Source organism: Cysteiniphilum marinum, assembly GCF_014857925.1.
GTDB lineage: Bacteria > Pseudomonadota > Gammaproteobacteria > Francisellales > Francisellaceae > Caedibacter > Caedibacter marinus.
Genome location: NZ_JACYVZ010000043.1, coordinates 1 through 19,169 on the forward strand (window position 1 = coordinate 1; position 19,169 = coordinate 19,169).

A 19,169-nucleotide genomic window follows, 5' to 3' on the forward strand; every position below is an offset into this window, starting at 1 on the left:
GTATACTCAAAGTTATCTCTGTCAGAGGCGCAAGATAGTTATGATGATAATATTAAAGATTTCCCCATATGATAGGCTCAACTTCACCTCTCAGCGAACGATCCTTAGTACCAGGCCATGTTGTGTGATTTAGCAAAAGTCCTTTAGTAATGGGCATTAGGAAGTTGCTGAAGCCATAGCTTAAGATTATTGATCACAAAATAACAGTGTTATGAACGCCAAGGGATAATTACAATGTAAGATCATCGATCAACATGGATTAAGTCGCCAGATAATGACAAACAAAGTGGTGTATGTTTAAATGATGTTGTTGAGTTTAGGGAAGTTTAAAAATTAAGGCATAAGGTATGAGCAAGCAAAAGCAAATTCAAGCACTTCAATTTGAGGTGTTACAAAAACTTGGTGAAATGGTTAATCTAGTTGATGATGGTAAAAGCAAAACGGCTAAATCTATACCAATAATGGCGGTTGTATTAGCGGGGTGCGTTTCAACGGTAGCTGATCTTTTAGAGTTAAACCAAGAGGGTGCTTCTTATGCGTTGTACAAGGAGACAGAAGCAGCCATACAGCAAGGTGGGCTTAAAAATATACGCAAAAAGCAAGCGTCAGGTGGTGTTAAATATTCGATTTCAGATATTGGGGAAAATGACTTTGAAAATGGCATGAACTATTTAGGTCAAGAGTTGTCAACAACACTGTTTAGCTCGATTCATGAGTTACCTGAAACAATGCGCAAGCCAGAAATGTTATTAAGAGGAGTTGAATGTTTACTTGCTAATTTGTTAAATCAAAAGTTTCGCGGCTTAGGTGATGTGCATAATATTCTTGACTCATTATGTGACCATGTACACATGAATTTAAAAGCATTGGATAATAAAGTTGTTCCAATCAAGTAAGGTTTGAGAAATGAGCCTAGACAACGCCAACATTACCGATAATATCCTACTGGAAAACAAAGCAAGGCGTATCATTGAAAGTAATCAAGATATATCAACGGGGGCATTGATTGATAAGCTTAAAAAGAAAGCCATACCACAAAGCATGATTGATAAGTTAGTTATTGTCGACGAGGCGCAGTAGCTTAATAATGTCCTACGCAGAATTAGTGCTAAGTATCCATTAATCAAAGGCAAAACGGATTATGACAAGAAGCAAAAGCTGTTAAAATATCTGCTAGGTAAAGGTTTTGATTATCAGTTGGTGCAAAAGGGGATTGATGAGTATTTTAGTGATAATGAATAGGGTGTTACAGTGACAAAGAAAAAAGACCTTAACAAACCCAAGTACGATGAATTTGTTAAATTCAACCTTGAGCAACGAGACATTGCCGAGGAATTGATTAGGCAAATATTACCGCAAGAGTTATCTAATCTTGCCGAGTCTGACAAAATGCAACTTGAACCCAGTGAGCATATTGATCCTGAACTTAGAAAGTTAATTAGCGATGTGCTTTGGAGTATTCCGATTAAGGGCAAAAAAGCCTATATCTATTTTTTGATAGAGCATGAGAGCGGTTTAAAGGGGCATGACCTTTTGCCTTTTAGATTCCATAAGTACGTGATAAGGATAATGGAAAAGCACTTATCCAAGGGCAATGACAGGTTACCTATTGTTATGCCGATTTTGCTTTATCATGGTACAAAGGAAAAGTACCCGCATAGCGTTAGTATTTTTGATTGTTTCGAGAGCAAAACATTAGCGCAAAAATATGCTTTTAATGATATAAGACTAATTGACCTAACTGTGATGAGTGATGATGAAATTGCCAAACAAGGGTTTAGGTTTTTCTTTGAATTGGTGCTAAAATACGCAAGAGATAAAGAACTTGCCAAGAGATTAGTAGAGTTATTGGAATCACACCCTGAACTTGCTAATTATTTTGATGGTAAAGATTTTAAGAAAGCGTTTGTTAATTTGTTGATGAGTTTGGATTTAGATTCAGAGTATGTAGCAAGTGAGACGTTAAAGAAATTAGACAACTTAACAGGGGTTGATATTATGACTCTAAGACAGCAATGGGAAGAAAAGGCGCAACAGCAGGGGCTATTGAAAGGTAAACAGGAAACGGCACGTACTATGCTAGCTGATGGTTTATCTGTTGATATGGTTGGCAAGTACACTAGCCTCGACCTTGATACGGTGCTTAAGCTTAAAAAAGAAGTGGATAGCAAAACACAACACTAATCCATTCCATGAAGTTGACCGATGCAAATGTGCCAAGGATTTGGTGAAGCGTATTTGTATCGCGAGCCACAAACAAGGTTATCGTTATTTAATGTTATGCTTACGCTGTCGTTGGTTTAGATTGTTTGAGGTGATTAGATGACCGATCACTAAAAGACTGACAATGATTGATATCTTCTTATGTGCTAAGAAAGTATGTTAAAGTAGAATTTTACGATTTTTATGACGCAAATGCTCATAAATATTTTCCATTGCACCAACAAATGAATTTTGTCGCTGCCAGAAAGGTGGATAATCTCCCTGCTTTTTGATGATTGAGGCACTGATTGGCTCAAAGTTCTCATCTTTTGCAATTGTTATGGCAGGCATACTCCAGAAGCGCGCAGCGTTCATTTTAATGCCATGCTGCTGCTTAACGGGTGCAAATCGATGTTTCTCAATGACCATTTCAATATCTTCAGGCTGCGCTAGATGTTCAGCAAATGCTCTGCCAAGCTCATTATTGCGTAACTCTTTCTGTAAAGCATCAATCGGCATTCCGTGCAGTGGAAAAAGCAGCATCGGTTGACTGTCAAGCATACTGGCAATGCGATAGTAGACACCCGCAACATGCTTACATGGATTGGCATAGTCAGGGCAACTGCATTCTGCATCAATGTCCTTAAAGCTCTTGGGTAGCAGACCACCTTGCTCAAAAGCATTGTCAATATCGCCAGGAATCTCATTGAGCATCAGCTTGGATAGCCAGCCTGGATGACTGCATATCCGTTCAATGACTTTTTTCCACTGTGCCATTGGCAGTTTGCTGAATTTTAATGTGACTTTATATTTTGGTTCTTTATAGACGCCATAATAGGGATTTTTATTACCGCGAACCGTTGCCTTCACGATATTATCTGTCATTTCAAAGGACAGGATACGACTATCCCCTCGATAAGCCTTACCGCGAGCAAGGCGTCCGGAATCAATAAAGGCGGTTAAGGATTCAACAAATGCCTCACCCCACCAAGTTTTATGCATACTCATCTTCTGTCACCATCTGATTTTTAAGTTTAATTAAATCCATAAAGGATCGGGTATCGAGTGTACCAAGCCATGACTCATCACTTCCAACAATCATATCCGATACGCGCTGCTTATCTTCAAGCATCTGATCAATGCTTTCTTCAATGGTGCCTGCGGTAATGTACTTATGCGCAAACACGGTTTTTTCCTGTCCGATACGATAGGCTCTGTCTGTCGCTTGATTTTCAACCGCAGGGTTCCACCAGCGATCAAAGTGAATGACATGATTGGCTTTAGTTAAGGTAATCCCGACACCACCGGCTTTTAATGACAGGATAAATACCGCAGGCGGTGATTCTGGATTTTGAAATTCCGTAATCATTTTTTCGCGTTTTGGACGAGATGTGCCACCATGCAGATAATAAGTCATATAACCATGTTGCTGTCGCATAATCTTTTCAAGCTCCTGACAGACTTCGGTAAACTGACTGAAAATTAAAACACTTTCCCCGTTAAGCATGATTTCTTTGGTCATATCTAATAGTCTTTGCAGTTTGACGGATCGCTCAGGGGTAAAAGCGCTACCATCTTGCAAAACCTGTGCAGGATGGTTACACGCCTGTTTTAGTTTCAATAGTGAGGAGACGAAAATCGCATTTTTCTCAATGCCTGTGGCGGTTCTTAATCTTTCCTCAGTTTCATCAACAATCGCTTGATAGATGGATGCCTGCTCTTTGGTTAACTGGCAGTACACCTTCTGCTCGATTTTATCCGGCAAATCTTTAATGATATTTTTATCGGTTTTCACGCGACGCAGGATAAATGGCTCAACCATTTTTTTAAGCATCTGGGTGCGATATTCATCGTTGTCTTTTTGTACAGGTAGCTCAAACTCTTTTCTAAAAGCAGTTTTATTGCCAAGATATCCGGGATTGAGGAAATTAAATATTGACCATAAGTCCATCAGTCGGTTTTCAACAGGGGTTCCTGTTAAAGCAATACGTGACTGTCCTTCTAAAGAACATAGTGCTTTGGTCTGTGCCGCTGTCGGGCTTTTTATATTCTGGGCCTCATCAACAATGATTCGCGACCAGTGTTGGGATTGAAAGACATTTTTATCTCGTCTTAATAGCCCAAAGGAAGTAATGACAATATGCGTATTCTCAATCGCCTTGTGAAACATGTCGGCTTTGCGATTAGCACCATGATAAATATAGGTTTTAAGCTCTGGTGCGAATTTGCTGATTTCTCGATCCCAGTTACCAATCACTGACGTTGGTGCTATGAGTAATGCTGGTGTTTCGGCTCTACGCGCCAAGAGCAGCGAAATAATCTGCATGGTTTTACCCAGACCCATGTCATCGGCAAGACAAGGATTCATGCCAATAGATTCCAGATAGGCTAACCATGATAAGCCCCTGACTTGATAAGGCCTTAAGGTTGCCTGTAAATCCGTTGGAGACTCAAGCACAGTAATGGCATCTTTATTAACCAGTTGATCCATCATTTTTTCAAGTGCTGCATCAACATCAATATCAAACTCATCCTCTTTCGCAGCCATTTCAAGTAGATCTTTGATGCTACCTTCTTTTCTGTCAATTTCAGAAGACTCAATGAGTTTCTGCATACGTTGCATTTCTTTAGGGTCAATTTCAATCCACTGTCCACGGAAAAACACCAGATCAGATTTAGCCTCAAGCAGCATCTGCCATTCTTTATCAGATACCTGATGCTCACCTATCGCATAGCTGTAATCAAATCCAACCAGACTGTCGTAGCCAAGATAGCCTTTAGGGTTATCAAATTTTAGATCATCACGTTTTCTTTTAGAGGCTTTAATTTTCACTTTTGCTTTCAAGCGACCTTTTTTAGTCCACCATGACGGGACAATCACACTGTAACCACAGGCGTGGAGTGTCCAGGCGTCTTCTTTTAAAAACTGAAAGGCTTCATCTTTACTTAAGGTGATTTCAGGGGTATCCAATCCAGCATCAAACAATCGCTCAACAGGTTTAAATAAACGGCTGGCATAGCCAAGTTGTAACAGTAGGCTACGCTCAACCGAGGTGCCAAACATCTTCTGATACATAGATTTCTGGCGTGACTTGTTCAAATGATAGGTTTTAAAATCAACCATAAATGACAGATCATTTTTAGACTGCAATAAAAAAGCAAGTGACCAGTCTTCATCTTCTTCTTGTGGGGCATCAAGTCGCATCACGACTTTAAAAGGAGCACCTAGCTGATCATAAGCCAGACTATTGCACCATTGCTTCCAAAGTTGCCACTGGTCTTCTGTAATATGAGCTTTATCTTTTAAGCTCAATGCCTGATCAATGATCGTTCCTTCAACTTGATTATAATGCTTCTGTGGGAAGCTGGTCTGACGGACAAACTCAGTCAGCACACATTCCGAAAAGTTTTCAATGACACTTAAACCATCGGCATAGGGTGAGGCGCAAGCTGCGTAAGGCATCAGCTGTCCCATATGCTTAATATGACGATTGTATTCATCACTAAGTGGTTGCCATTTCATCGTAAAATTGAGTTTAGTGCGCTGTTTTAACGCAGTGATATAAGGAATATACTGGTCATGTTTAATTAATGTCGATAACTCACGTACTACGGCAATCCAGAATCTGGCATCATCAGCAAGCTGAACATTATCGTCAAAGTAATAACTCTTGGATAGGTAAGCCACTGGTTTGACCAGTGAGACTTTCAAGGCTTTGCCTTTAGATTTAGTTTGGGATGCTGTCATAATATACCTGTGGGCTTGGCGGTCACACAGGAGAAATAAAAATTATGACAGCATCATCTTATGAAAGTCTAAGTCATTCGAAATGGGACTGCAAATATCATGTGGTATTTGTTCCAAAATATAGGAAGAAAGTGCTTTACGGCAAGATTCGCAATTACCTTGGTCCGCTATTCCATGAGTTGTCGAATCAAAGAAGCAGTAAAATACTGGAGGGGCATATGGTTCAAGATCATGTGCACATGCTAATAAAAATACCACCGAAATACTCAGTTGCGGAAGTAATTGGATATATCAAGGGTAAAAGTGCGATTGCAGTTGCGCGTCAATTTGGAGGAAGGCAGCGTAATTTCAATGGTGAGCGATTCTGGGCAAGAGGCTATGCTGTTTCGACAGTAGGCTTTGAAGAGGTTCAGATACGTGAGTACATTAAGAACTAAGAGCAGATTGACGGACGAGGTTCAGACGAATCTGGTAAGTTTTAAATCTTGGAATAACGTTTAATCTGGCAGCCCTTGGGGCTGCTAAAAACCGCCAAGCCTCCCGTTCCACGGGAGCGGTATGACTGGCAAAATTCAGATCTTTAACAAAGCTCAGCGCATTTTGAATCTCTAGTGTATGAATCATTAGCGGCACCAATGACTCAACCTCACGATTTTCAATATCAGCGATATTGGCAATCAGCGGTGATGGGATGGGTTCATCATCTTTATTGCATGGAAAATGCATGGTGAGCTTAGTTTGTTTAAAAACATGATCTTTAAAAAACATCTGAGCAAACTCATCCAGCATTTTTTGATCTACTTGATAGGGGTAAGCCTCTTTTTTATTAAGAGCTTTAGGTGATTCAAGCCATAGATTCAGATGACCATTATTATCCGTGTCTGAGCTTGCAACCCAGACTAAATGTATCAGTTTCATATTATGATCCTTATAACTATAGGAGTCGTCTATACTATGTTTACGCCACCAAAAAACATTGTATATAAACGTGACAGCTTAGCAGATTCTATCAACATAGCATATGCTAAGCAATTTAAGTTACACAGAAACCGTATGAAAAGGTTCCCACTGTATTGATCCCTCAAATAATGGGTAACCAGTACTTAGTGACAGCTTAGCAACAGACGTTAAAGTATGTAACTTATTGCCTATAACTAAGAGACCACCATTGATGGTTAGCTCATTTTTAAAGCTACTTTTGCTAACAACCGTCATTTTTAATCCTATGTCTTTAAACTCAGCAAAGAATGGAGCATATAAAACTAATCTACTTTTAGGATTAGGAACTTCTGTGATATGCCAATACCAACCATCATCTGCTTGCGCATATTGACTTGTCCATTGCCCTTTTATTTCATATGTTAAAACGATGGTGTTATCTTCTGTATCATGATAGATATGCAGTTGACAGTTATAACTATGTGTTGACGTATCATCTTTTTGATTAATAATTTCATATGCACAAACCGAGTCTTTCTTGGGAACAAAAAACGAAAAATGATTTACCATAAGTATAACGCCTTTGTTTTTTAAGTGATCATTTGAGTAGCCAGAAATTAGGTGGAGCAATGCCATGACCAGTACCGCAAAAATTCTCAAATTTTTTTTCATATATATGACTATTCAGAATCATTATCACATGTCCACTACTTCTTATACTGCCATGAATAAGATATAAAAGATTTATCCCAAATGTATCAAAAAGAATTAATGTAGTAACTCTAGTATATAATCGGTCAACTGTGCTTCTAGTAAGCCTTTTTACATATCAATTAGATTGACATGGGTATTTATGAAAATGACTAGATATTCTTCTAGATGATACATAAGTAGAGTAAGCCTGTGCCCAATATGATGTAAGTTAATTTAATATACGATGACAATGATTATTCTGTGAATGTGCCGATAATGATTTCAATTATGTTATCGATACTGTTACGTTGTATATCCATATGAAAAATAGCCCTTAATTGTCGATGATTCAAAGCGAGAAGCCTAATACCTTTTTGCAAAAGTATTTGCTGCAATTGATAGGCATCAAAAGCATTTGATTTGAGGGTAAAAATGACAATATTGGTTTCAACAGGCATGACTTCTATGTCATCATGCTTAGCTAAGCATTCTGCAAAATAGTGGGCATTGGCATGATCCTCGCCCAATCGGTGAATATGATGATCAAGTGCATAAATACAACCTGCAGCCATCAATCCTGCCTGGTGCATCACACCGCCTTGCTGGAATTTATAAAACCAGGCTTTATCAATAAATGCTTTACTGCCAGCAAGTACTGATCCCATCGGAGCGCCAAGACCTTTAGCAAAATCAATCCATACCGAGTCAATATGTTCACAATAGCTACTGGCTTTAATCCCTGTTGCTGTACATGCATTTAACAATCTTGAACCATCCATATGTACTTTAAGTCCATTTTGATGCGCATATTCGCAAATGTTATTAATAGCTTCTAATGACCAGATGGCACCACCACCTAGATTTGTCGTTTGCTCTATCGAAACGACCGTTGCTTTAGCAATATTATATCCGCTATTAAGCCCAATAGCCTGCTTTAATTGATCAACACTAAATATCCCTCGTATTCCTTCGATGATTTGTGGTTGGGCACCAACTAATCCACCAATCAAGCCCGATGCCATATTCAATGGATGTGCACTTTTGTCAATAATAATTCGATCTCCAGGCTGACAGAGTGTCCGATAAGCAACACCATTGCACATCGTTCCAGTTGGCATAAAAACTGCCGCAGGCTTTCCCAATAATTCACAAACCCGCGCCAACAGCAAATTCACTGTTGGATCTTCACCTGCTGCCTCGTTACCAACTGTTGCTTTACTAATCATCTGTCGCATAGCATCAGAGGGATTCACATTAGTATCACTAAACAAATCATATTGAATATTACTCATCTTTTCTCACCTTAATGATCAATCATTTTAAACATCTTATTTACCTTTTATTTACCTCTTGACTTCCTTAGATACGCAACATCATAAAATAATTTACAAGCGCTATTGTTATCACAACGTATATTTCAATTGTGTTAAAGGATATTTAGTTGCAAGTGCACTTACTTTTGTTCTTAAACCTTTAATATTTGTTTTGGCATTAATCACTTCAGCAATCCAATGTGCAGTTGTTAAAAAATCTTCGGCGATCAATCCTCGTCTTGTTAGGGCATTGGTTCCCAATCGAATGCCCCAGCTATTTTCAAACGGCAACCATGCAGGTAGAACACGAATGCCTGTTTGATGTAATCGAGCAAAGACGTTCCAAGCATCACCCTCCGATGTCATTGGCAACCACAGCTGATGTGTTTGGGTATAGTTAAATTGACAGCCGCAAACATTGATCCTCTCATTAATTAAATGCTTTGCCATGATTTGTGCATGTTCACAAACACTTTTAGCGTAAGCGATAGCATGAACTCTCATTTCACAAAACACATAAGCCAAAGCCATCATTTCCGCGGTACCTGAGTTTGATTGCAATCCAGGTGAAATACTATGCCTAATTTTAGCTTCATCATCGTGATTAAAATCACAATGAAACGCAATGATTGCCTTTTGAGGGCCTGGGAACGTTTTGTGTGTACTGCCATGAATAATATCAACACCATAACGCAAAGGGTTTGCAAGTTGCTGTCCGATAATCAGACCCAATAAATGAGAGATATCGCAACTAATCACCATATTTGGATATTGTGCTTTAAAAGCCGAGACAATTTTTTCCCAAGGCTGAGACTGCACAATAAAGCTCTGATTAACGAGCATTAATTTATTTGAACTTGCTTGCCAAACGTTAGACATCATCGTTAATGTCCGTTCAATATCAATCAAATGTGTATGCTGGTCAAAAACAATATCATGCATTGAAATACCGCATTTACTCGCAATATAATTTAATCCAAAATGTCCACCGCAATGCTCTGACACATAAAAAACATGATCACCACTATTTGCCAAACCAAGTAATATAGATATCTCTGCTGCCTGCCCTCCTCGTGGGCGAAAATCAACGCGTCTGGTGCCCAAAAAATATTGTGTCTGGTCGGCAATAAATGCACTAAGTTTGGCATGATGGCACGCTTCATTAAAATGCCATGCGCCAAATATCTCACCCGCGCATGGTGGAAAATCATAACAATCATAAGCAGTTGAGGTCAGTATCTTTTTAGCACTCAGACTCATATGATTCTCTGAGGCATTTAAATTAAGTATCGATGACCTGCAAGTACAATCTTCTTTTAAAAAGTCATTTAACTGTTCTAGCGCTTCCATCAAACACTCTCATCACTAAAGCTACTCTCTTGTCCTTGACCAAACATCTGATAAAACACGCCTTTACTGTGGTGAAGTTGCTCTAAAGATCCTGTCTCAACTACTTCTCCTGCGTTTAAAACCATGATGCTATCTACCAGTCCTAAGGCATTGATGCGATGTGATATCAACAAGACTATCTTGTCTTTTAAGGCAACTTTGAGTGTCTTGATCAAAAGCGTTTCTGTCATTACATCAAGGCTTGCCGTTGGTTCATCTAAAATCACAATTTTTGCCTTTGATAAAATTGCTCTGGCAATCATAATACGTTGCTTTTGCCCAATTGAAAGTTGCACACCACCCTCGCCGACTATGGTATGATACTGCGAATCAAAACATTCAATAAACTGATCACATAATGCTAATTTTGCTGCATTAAAAACTTCATCAGGGCTAGCAGATAAACGACCATAGTGGATGTTGTCAAAAATACTACGATTAAACAGAATCGGCTCTTGCGGTACAACGGCAATCAAGCGTCCAATCAAAGATGACTCAAGTGTGCTGATATCGTTTCCATTAAGATAAATCTTACCCTTCTGTGGTTGCAATATCCCAGTGATCAGTTTAATCAACGTTGATTTACCAGAACCCGACATACCAACAATCGCAAGATGACATTGTTTCTCTAGTTGCAAATTGAAGTTTTTAAGTATCGCTTTATCTTGGTAATTGAAAGATACATCAACGCATGCTATTGAAGCGTGATTAACAGCAATGTCATCATTACCGATCGTGAGTTTAACCTGTAAGTCTTTTAACGCTTCATTTTTATTACTTTCATTGTTTCCATTGTCTCTATTATCTTTATTATTTTTGACATTAACTTTTTGCTCTTCTTTACGATCAGCCATTGCTGTGAGACTATTAACAAATTGGAGTGAAAATCGAATACGGTTTAGCTCACGATAGAGCATGCTCAACTCTTGCGTTAACCACCATATCATTCCTACTGAGCTAAATGATAACATTGGCACCAACAGTAAATCGCCTATTGATATTAACTGTTGTGACCATAACCAAAGCATCAATAATGCCATAACAGTCATATATAAAATAGCACTCATACTCTGATATAAACGCATTTTTTCAAAACACCTTTGTGCTAAATAAGCATTTTCAACTTCATGCAGTTGATTGTTTTCAAAACGCTCAATTTCATAGTGCTCTTTTCGATACCATTTCATTGGTAGAAAATTTGTAAACACATCATTAACTTGCCCAGATAGCTTTGTAACGCTTTGTGCATGAAGATCGCCATAATGCGCTATTTGAGGGTTGATTAATTTGACAATCGACAAGTGTACACTAACCCATAGTAATAAGGCGATTGCAAAACAAATATGTACGCCAAAAAGAAGAATGATGGCAACGATGAGTGCACCAAAAATAGAAACAAAATGAAGTATAACTATCTCAAGTACACGATGGCATGCAGAGGGCGTATTATTGATATGTTCGGTATATTCACCAACATGATTTTTTATAAATTGTGTGTATTTTACATGACATATTTGGGTAAAAAGATAAGTACGTATTGATTGACGGAACCTTGGAAATGCGTAAATACTTAACATACCCTGTATACGCATGGCACATTCCATCGCAACCCATATGATAACTAGCCAACCTAAAGGATAAACGAGTACCATTATCTCTGTTGGATTAGCATACACATTATCAACTGCTTTCTTCAGAAAATAAGGGAACATTGACTCCTTTAAAGACCATACAAGACAAAGTAATGTCTGGCAAATAAAGATCGATTGCTGCTTGGTAGCAAATAACAGGATAAATTTCATCGGCGAGGTAGTATATCGTCTTTGCATTTCTTGCTTTCCTTTGACTTCTTTTATCTCTTTTATCTCTTTTATCTCTTTTATCTCTGGAATATTTTGCATATGCCCTATATTTTTCAAACTGTTATGCAATGGCTGTATCTGGGCATCGAATGACGACTGGGTTTTGTTGATCTTGTCTAGTCATCTTGACTATCTGTTGTTGAGAATCTTTGAGTAGACTATGCCATAATGTCTTATACACTACGCCCTGTGAATCACCTGCATTGTGCAGTTTTGATGCCATATGCAATGTCTTTAAACGCTGTAATGCATATTCGGCAGCTTTCATATTCACAACCCAGTTTAGCTCAGGTAATATGAGTATGACCTTGTCAATCATCAATTCGATACTGTCATGCCTATTACTCATGCTAAATAAATCTAACAACGTACTCAAAATTTTAATCGTCTCATTATGACAGCACCACATACCAAATTTACCAGAAACAGGGTTGGGGATATTAACATGCGAAGGCACATCCTCCTCAATGAGCCATCTTGTAACGAGGGCATATCGATCATGTTTGGTTTGACTCTGCGGGCTACCATGCCAGATGTATGCATTAAAGAGAACTGCATCACCGATATTACATGGATAAGAAACGACTTTCTCAACAAAGTTTTTATCTAAGGCTTTTTGGTCAATGAAATCAATACCCCAAAAGTCAACTGCAGGTTCAATGACGCCAGTTGATGGCTCGGGCAAACACAACAACGGTCCATCTTGCGTTGTGATTGTTGACAATGATAACCAACACGTAAAGCTGTAATATTCCTTTGGATTTGTGTGATATGCAATATCCTGATGAAATGGGATAGCATCGCAAGCATATTCATTTTTGCAGATCACATTGGTCTTTGTTAACTTAATAGATTGATTTAAGTAACTTTCAAGCTTCTTATGAAGCGATTTGATGACATCAGTAAATGGCTCGATAATGGCGGAAGGAGCTGCCCATCTACTCACACTCGATAAATAATGTGAGCGTGAGCAATTCATCTCTCTAGCACAACAATCGATATGCATATGCATTGCTTCTATCGGCACCATAAGTGTTTTAGCATTAATCAGTTCTGGCAAGAAATCAACACCATTTGTCAGTATTTCTGCATCAGTTGTTAACATGGCTAAACTCCAGCATCGATAAGTAACTTTTAAGCGATACATGTTTTGTTAACACCAAAGCAGATGATTGCATAAGATGCTCCCACATTTGTCTACTGCGAAGTCTTCCACCTGTTTCAATCATCATATTAAGATCCAGTAAGCTACCCTGTGGGGTATCTTCATCAATTAACATCTCAAGTACAATCAATTTACCATGACGATTAAGTGCTTTACTGGCATGATCAAGTAATGAAGGCATCTCACGATCTGACCAATAGTGTAGATATCTTGGAAAAATAAGATAATCATATTTATCATGCCATGGCGATAATAAATCAAAATCAGCAACGCTTACGTTTTTCAGATTTTGCCAAGGTTCAAAGTCACGTAGTCGCGCCTTATTATCATAATAAGTAAAATGGCACTCAGGGTATTTACTTGCTAAATGTGGAATAATTACTCGTGCGCAAGTCCCTGCTACCAGTATGGATGTATTCTGAGCAAATATAACATGATCGGATATTGTTGCAAAATCACGGCGCGCATAACCTATCAATGTTCGATGATAAATACGCAAATCTTCAATATTGGCATTATCTTTGAAGCATCGATGATGTACAGGTTTTTGCTTAAGCAGGGTTAATAAAGGTTGAGTTTGCCATTGTTGCATAACCGCAAGCCACATTTGTGAAGCATCCACCATAAAATGATCAGGTGAGTTGACAAATAATATTCCTAAATCTGTCAGTTGCCACATTGTCTTGTCATAATGAACAAGGTTAATTTCCCATAAGCCTCGCAGCAATCTTAAAAGGTTTTGTTCATCAATGATTCCTTTCTGCGATGACGCATCTAATAATTTATCTGAGTGGTGAGCACTCGCTGTTTTTAATGCTTTGATTAATTGATCAATGTGCATTTTGCCGTGAGATAGTCCTTCAAAAATACCAACAGATAATGCCGTTGAAATAACATAAATTGACCAGAAAGACACCATTTTTGACGAAAGCTCAGCAACACCATCTGAGTCCTTTGTGGTTATGATATCAATCACTTCACCTTTTTCATTGATGCGTACAAACTGCTGATCAAACGTTTGAACAAACGCCATACCATTGTAATAAGGCTCAACATATTTATATCTATCTTTATATACTGCGATTCCTTGCTTATTAATATGAAACCAGCCTTGATCATCTTGGGCACGCGCAAAGCCTTTATGAAAAACATCTAAAAAAAGATAATCTACATTATTTATTCTACAGCCGTTGATATCAATGTGAAAAAAACGTCCATTGCTGATAGCAACTGCAACACCATCTTTATAGTCACCAACATAATCATAATAAGCGGCATAAAGAGAATCTCCGGATTTTGAAATGTGTTGAAAGCCATTTTCTGACTGCGTGACACAAGAATCCTCCTGAAAATTACCACACCAATGATAATTGCCTATGTATACTGGATTACCCTCGGTATTGACATGGAACCATCGATCATTGTGATCAACAACAGCAGCACATTCATCATAAAAACCATATACCTTTTGATACCTATGTTCATAGGCTGGTTGTCCATCAATATCAATGTGATAACTACCACTGTCATCAGCAACAGGAGCAAATCCTGGAAAATGAAATTTCATCACCCAATGATAGGTTTTGTCAGTTATCGGCTGTCCAGCTAACTGATGATAGGTAGCGCATGCCGATACCTTAATGTGTTTATAATTATTTTGCATGATCAATACCACCGATGATACTAAGCAACTGGCACTTGGCGCATGTTACATTTCTGACATACCGTGTGTTGCATATAATTTTGGCATAACTTCTTATACGCGTCACAGTTAAAAATTTCATTCAGCGAATTGACATGAAGATTACCGAAATCTCCCAATGCACGTCTTTCTTTCTCCGGTGCACAGCATGGATTAAAACGACCATCTGATGCAATCCATGCCTCCTTACCTAAAAAAGGGCATACACCACTTGGTGAGAGATTGTTAACCGCTGAATCTTCAAGATGATCAAAGTTAACCAGTTTTATATACTTACCATTAGGTAACGCCTGACGTTTTGATAGTACTTGCGCCTTCTCAACGGCAATATTCCAACGTGCTATTGCATCACTATCTTTGCGCAAGGATTGCTTTTGTAACATCGGAAAATTATGCGTCCATAATTGATGTCCTTTGATACGATCAACCCCAAGGGATACACCTAATTCGACAATTTTATCGAGCTCGTTAAGGTTTTCTTCCATAAAAGTTAACTGCAAAGTAACGCTGCAATAGTTACCACCAGCAGCAGCAATTTCATCTCTAATACGAATAAATGTTTTAAGATTTGATAAAACCTTTTCCCACTTGGTTTTAAGCATAATCTTCTCTTGTGTTGCTTTTGTTGCACCATTCCAAGAAATCTTAACATCGGAGCCAATGGGAATAATTAACTTTGCCCACTCATCAACCCCTTTTTTGGGAAATGTACCATTGGTTGTCAGATTGAGCTTCAGTTGATGCTGATGACATAATGCGATGATGCGCTCAAAATGAGGATATATCAATGGCTCTCCCATCGTCGATGGGATAATCTCTTTAACACCGAGTGCTTTAGCCTCTGCAAAAACCTTCTCAACAAGCTCAAATGGCATCCTGCGCTTAGGGAGTCTGTTACGAATCCTGTCTTTTTGGGTATTGCTGTAAGGTGAATGATCTTCACACATAATACATGAGAGATTGCAATCATCTGGATTTGTATCAATTGTTACACGCCAAAGGTTATGATTATTCATGACTAGACACCTTGTAAATTCTCTTTTTTATTATTTTCACTACTTTTACTACTTTTACTGTTATCAGATTTGTTGGATAAATTTTGATGAATCAACGATTGATACAAATGCGTAAAGGAAACCGCCTGATCAGCAATATCAATCACATGACCATCTTCACTCAGTAAATAGCCGCGATCGACGATGCTTTGATAAGACGCAGGATTTGTGGTAAGCACTTCATGCATCACATCGGCTAAACTTTGATGGCTTCTATGCTGAAATACCCAACCATTTTGACGGTGCTTAATGTATTCACCCATGCCACCAAAATCAGCGGTAATAACACCAACGCGCGCCTGTAAGGCTTCATGAATCACCAACGGCGAATTTTCCTGCCAAATAGAGGGAACGACAATGACATCAACTTCGTTAAATACCTCATCCATTAATTTATGATTGGCATATTCTGGCATCCACTCAATCAACTGCTCTGATGATACCTTCAGATCTTGCGCTAATTTCTTGAGTGCTTTAGTATTCTGATCCCGTGGCCTTCCCCAAATTCTGAGCTTAACTGCCTGATGATTTTTGACCACTTCAGCAAATGCGCGAATGAGAAGATCAATTCCTTTTGCAGGAATATGCGTGCCAATATAACCAAAAACAAATACTGATTCTTGCCGCCTTTTTCTGAGCTTTAGTCGCTGGATATCAAAGCCATAGTCAATATAAGCAATTTTACGTTCAGGCAGTCCAAACTCGTCAACGTATCGCTTGATTAACGCTTGTGATGGTGCAATAAACAAGTCAATTTTATCACAAACATTTCTAACTGATGACATTCTACGACTAATCCATTGGCGCCAGAAATCACTATCAACATCATAGTCCGTTCGAGTACCAGAATAATACCCAGAATAACACTTTGTTGCACATTTTAAGTCATCCTGACCATCACATAGTTGCCATGGTGTTGGTGAGTTTCTTTGAATAAATTGACCACGTGGGCACATCAGCCAAAAATCATGAATAGTGTAAATCACTGGAATATTAAATGACTTAACCACAGTGACGATACCGATCGATAAATGATTTAAGTGACCAATGTGCACAATGTCGGGACGCAGTGAATTGATAATTTGTTGGCAAACGACATTCACTTCATCACAGTTATAAGCATAACGTACTCTTTCAAGTAATAGATTGATTATATGCAATCTGATGTTTGGATGATTAACATCAAATGATTGTCTATAGCTAAAATCTTTAGCAAATGGATTCTCCTCTCTGGTAATGACATCGACTTGATGTCCCGCATCTGCTAAAGCATGACACAATGTCTGACTATATACCTCAGATCCCGCATTATAAGTTGGTGGATAACCATGAATAACCTTAAGAATTTTCACTTATACAGCCTCTTTAAGTAAATGATGATTGGATGAAAGCATTTCAATGAACTGTTGAATACCTTCTTCTAGTGAAATTAATGGCTGCCAACCCATTAAGTCTGAAGCAAGCTTAGGACAACCTATAAAGCGTGAAGCAAATGAGCTATCAGCATTTTTTCTAATAATTCTGCTGTTGCTGTTTATCCTACTTAAAATAGTTTGAGCAAGTTGCTCTAAAGAGGTTCCAATGCCTGAGCATACATTGATAGGAGGTAACCCTTTTTTTTGTAGTCGGCAACGTTCAATAGCAAGACCAATAGCGCGAATAACATCATCAACATGAATAAAATCAAATATATTGTGCGCCCCATTAATCTCGAGATCTCTACCGAGTAATGCCTGACGTGTTAGCGCTGTAACTACTTTGTTTTCCTGATAATGTTTAATGGCACCATAAACGGCAGATAAGCGCATCACAGTTATGCTTAAACCTGCACGTTGATAAACAGCAGCAATTTCTTCTGCTTTAAGTTTCGATTTTCCATAAACATTACAGGGAATTAAGCTTGCATCTTCTTTAACGGGAAAGTGTTCTTGCTGTCCATACACCTCACGTGTGCTGGCGTATATTACCCAAGGTTTCAGTTGACTTTGATAGGCACCATTAAAAACGTTTCTAGAGCCCTCAACATTAACACAAAAGCACCGCTGTTCGTCACTTTGGCTAAGCTGAACACGGGATACTGCTGCAAGATGTATAATCCCTTCGACTTTCATATCGCATAGTTTATCTCTCAGTAAATGTTGATCATTGATATCACCATATTCTACATGATCAGGGTCATAGCCATGATCATAACCGAAAACACATTCACCTGATTTGACTAGAGCTGTTTTCAGCCTCCTGCCAATCGCTCCACGCGATCCTGTTATCATAATTGTCAAGTGTAATATCCTTAATATTCATTCATAAAATAGGTGAAACCACAATAGAACCTTGATGCAAAAGAGCTATAGCGGGATTCTATGATTTAGGGGAGTATAAATAAATCAAGAAGATATAACTAAATGAATCAGTATGTAATATTTTTGCTTTGGCTAGCACTAAAATTATATTAGTTTTGGTGGGACGCAATTACATTGCAGAAAATTTATTCCAAGCCATCAGGCTTTGCTTATCAATGAGTCAATCACTACGTGATTGACAGCCTAGTTTTAATTTCTTTTTTAACAAGCCCGAAATACCTGTCAAGGGTAAATGGCACGCTACGCGCCCTTGACAGGCATTTCTAAATGGCTTGTTGCAAAAAGGTTGTGAACACACACAAACCGAATAAAAAAAGATATAAGGAGTTAGAACAATGAGAAGCTTAATAACCAATCAACCTGACAATGATGCATGGTTTGACTTTTTTAACTATGTACGGGCGGTTGAGAAAGACCAAGCAGCACCTGCCGATAAAAAGACACCAAAGCGTTTACAAGAAATAAAAAACATAAAAAAAATAAAAAACAACCATGAGCAAGCGGTGCATGTAGTCAATGCAGTGTTAGCGATCAATCACGTCACAAGAGGGTAAGGCGATGCGTATTTTTAACAGTAACTTAGATTTAGCGGTTGATGAAATATATGCCAATACGTCATTTAATGGCCTGGTACTAAGGATCGTTCGCTGAGAGGTGAAGTTGAGCCTATCATATGGGGAAATCTTTAATATTATCATCATAACTATCTTGCGCCTCTGACAGAGATAACTTTGAGTATAC

The 19,169-nt window shown here is 38.4% G+C and carries 18 protein-coding genes; 6 read left to right on the forward strand and 12 right to left on the reverse strand.

The window, feature by feature from the left end; translation table 11 throughout:
- Positions 1–347 precede the first annotated feature (347 nt).
- The 4 genes from IE867_RS12775 to IE867_RS12790 are packed head-to-tail and all read left to right on the forward strand — an operon-like array spanning position 348 to position 2,184.
- Positions 348–896, forward strand: a complete 549-nt coding sequence (locus tag IE867_RS12775) for a hypothetical protein (protein WP_192485102.1) — start codon at positions 348–350, stop codon at positions 894–896.
- Between the two features lie 10 nt (positions 897–906).
- Positions 907–1,080 (forward strand): hypothetical protein, encoded by a 174-nt coding sequence (locus tag IE867_RS12780; RefSeq protein ID WP_192485103.1) that lies wholly within the window; start codon positions 907–909, stop codon positions 1,078–1,080.
- 42 nt (positions 1,081–1,122) lie between these two features.
- A complete protein-coding gene (locus IE867_RS15040; RefSeq protein ID WP_404826265.1) occupies positions 1,123–1,242 on the forward strand; it encodes a hypothetical protein in 120 nt (39 codons plus the stop codon).
- 9 nt (positions 1,243–1,251) lie between these two features.
- Positions 1,252–2,184 (forward strand): Rpn family recombination-promoting nuclease/putative transposase, encoded by a 933-nt coding sequence (locus IE867_RS12790; protein ID WP_192485104.1) that lies wholly within the window; start codon positions 1,252–1,254, stop codon positions 2,182–2,184.
- Positions 2,185–2,382: 198 nt separating this feature from the next.
- Here the strand turns inward: IE867_RS12790 and IE867_RS12795 are convergent, their stop codons facing one another.
- Together IE867_RS12795 and IE867_RS12800 are read right to left on the reverse strand one after the other, a co-directional pair.
- A complete protein-coding gene (locus IE867_RS12795) occupies positions 2,383–3,210 on the reverse strand; it encodes an SWIM zinc finger family protein (protein ID WP_192485105.1) in 828 nt (275 codons plus the stop codon).
- The gene (locus IE867_RS12800) at positions 3,197–5,950 is read right to left on the reverse strand and encodes a DEAD/DEAH box helicase (protein WP_192485106.1); all 2,754 of its coding nucleotides are present in this window, start codon (positions 5,948–5,950) and stop codon (positions 3,197–3,199) included. Before IE867_RS12800 ends, IE867_RS12795 begins: the two co-directional genes overlap by 14 nt.
- Before the next feature lie 44 nt (positions 5,951–5,994).
- On the opposite strand from IE867_RS12800, the gene tnpA reads away from it, so the two are divergent.
- Complete coding sequence (gene tnpA, locus IE867_RS12805; RefSeq protein ID WP_192485107.1) at positions 5,995–6,387, forward strand: IS200/IS605 family transposase; 393 nt, start codon at positions 5,995–5,997, stop codon at positions 6,385–6,387.
- On the opposite strand, the gene IE867_RS12810 is transcribed toward tnpA, so the two are convergent.
- From IE867_RS12810 to IE867_RS12855, 10 genes are all read right to left on the reverse strand, one after another.
- The gene (locus tag IE867_RS12810; protein ID WP_192485108.1) at positions 6,377–6,868 is read right to left on the reverse strand and encodes a hypothetical protein; all 492 of its coding nucleotides are present in this window, start codon (positions 6,866–6,868) and stop codon (positions 6,377–6,379) included. The genes tnpA and IE867_RS12810 overlap by 11 nt on opposite strands.
- A 120-nt stretch (positions 6,869–6,988) precedes the next feature.
- The gene (locus IE867_RS12815) at positions 6,989–7,459 is read right to left on the reverse strand and encodes a hypothetical protein (protein WP_192485109.1); all 471 of its coding nucleotides are present in this window, start codon (positions 7,457–7,459) and stop codon (positions 6,989–6,991) included.
- Positions 7,460–7,836: 377 nt separating this feature from the next.
- Entirely contained in the window at positions 7,837–8,874 is a 1,038-nt protein-coding gene (locus IE867_RS12820; protein WP_192485110.1) for a threonine aldolase family protein, read from the reverse strand.
- A gap of 111 nt (positions 8,875–8,985) precedes the next feature.
- Entirely contained in the window at positions 8,986–10,245 is a 1,260-nt protein-coding gene (locus IE867_RS12825; RefSeq protein WP_192485111.1) for a PLP-dependent aminotransferase family protein, read from the reverse strand.
- Positions 10,245–12,185 (reverse strand): ABC transporter ATP-binding protein, encoded by a 1,941-nt coding sequence (locus tag IE867_RS12830; RefSeq protein WP_192485112.1) that lies wholly within the window; start codon positions 12,183–12,185, stop codon positions 10,245–10,247. Before IE867_RS12830 ends, IE867_RS12825 begins: the two co-directional genes overlap by 1 nt.
- Positions 12,186–12,207: 22 nt before the next feature.
- Complete coding sequence (locus tag IE867_RS12835) at positions 12,208–13,251, reverse strand: phytanoyl-CoA dioxygenase family protein (protein WP_192485113.1); 1,044 nt, start codon at positions 13,249–13,251, stop codon at positions 12,208–12,210.
- Positions 13,238–14,974, reverse strand: coding sequence for a methyltransferase (locus IE867_RS12840; RefSeq protein ID WP_192485114.1), 1,737 nt, complete (start codon positions 14,972–14,974; stop codon positions 13,238–13,240). The genes IE867_RS12835 and IE867_RS12840 overlap by 14 nt, the downstream gene beginning before the upstream one ends.
- A 20-nt stretch (positions 14,975–14,994) precedes the next feature.
- Positions 14,995–16,029, reverse strand: a complete 1,035-nt coding sequence (locus tag IE867_RS12845; RefSeq protein WP_192485115.1) for a radical SAM protein — start codon at positions 16,027–16,029, stop codon at positions 14,995–14,997.
- A 2-nt stretch (positions 16,030–16,031) separates the two neighbouring features.
- The gene (locus IE867_RS12850; protein ID WP_192485116.1) at positions 16,032–17,420 is read right to left on the reverse strand and encodes a glycosyltransferase; all 1,389 of its coding nucleotides are present in this window, start codon (positions 17,418–17,420) and stop codon (positions 16,032–16,034) included.
- Positions 17,421–18,338: an NAD-dependent epimerase/dehydratase family protein gene (locus IE867_RS12855; protein WP_225630065.1), complete on the reverse strand. Its 918-nt coding sequence runs from the start codon at positions 18,336–18,338 to the stop codon at positions 17,421–17,423.
- Between the two features lie 425 nt (positions 18,339–18,763).
- Here IE867_RS12855 and IE867_RS12860 point away from each other — a divergent pair, with 425 nt between their 5' ends.
- Complete coding sequence (locus tag IE867_RS12860; RefSeq protein ID WP_117004095.1) at positions 18,764–18,982, forward strand: hypothetical protein; 219 nt, start codon at positions 18,764–18,766, stop codon at positions 18,980–18,982.
- The last annotated feature ends 187 nt before the right edge of the window (positions 18,983–19,169 follow it).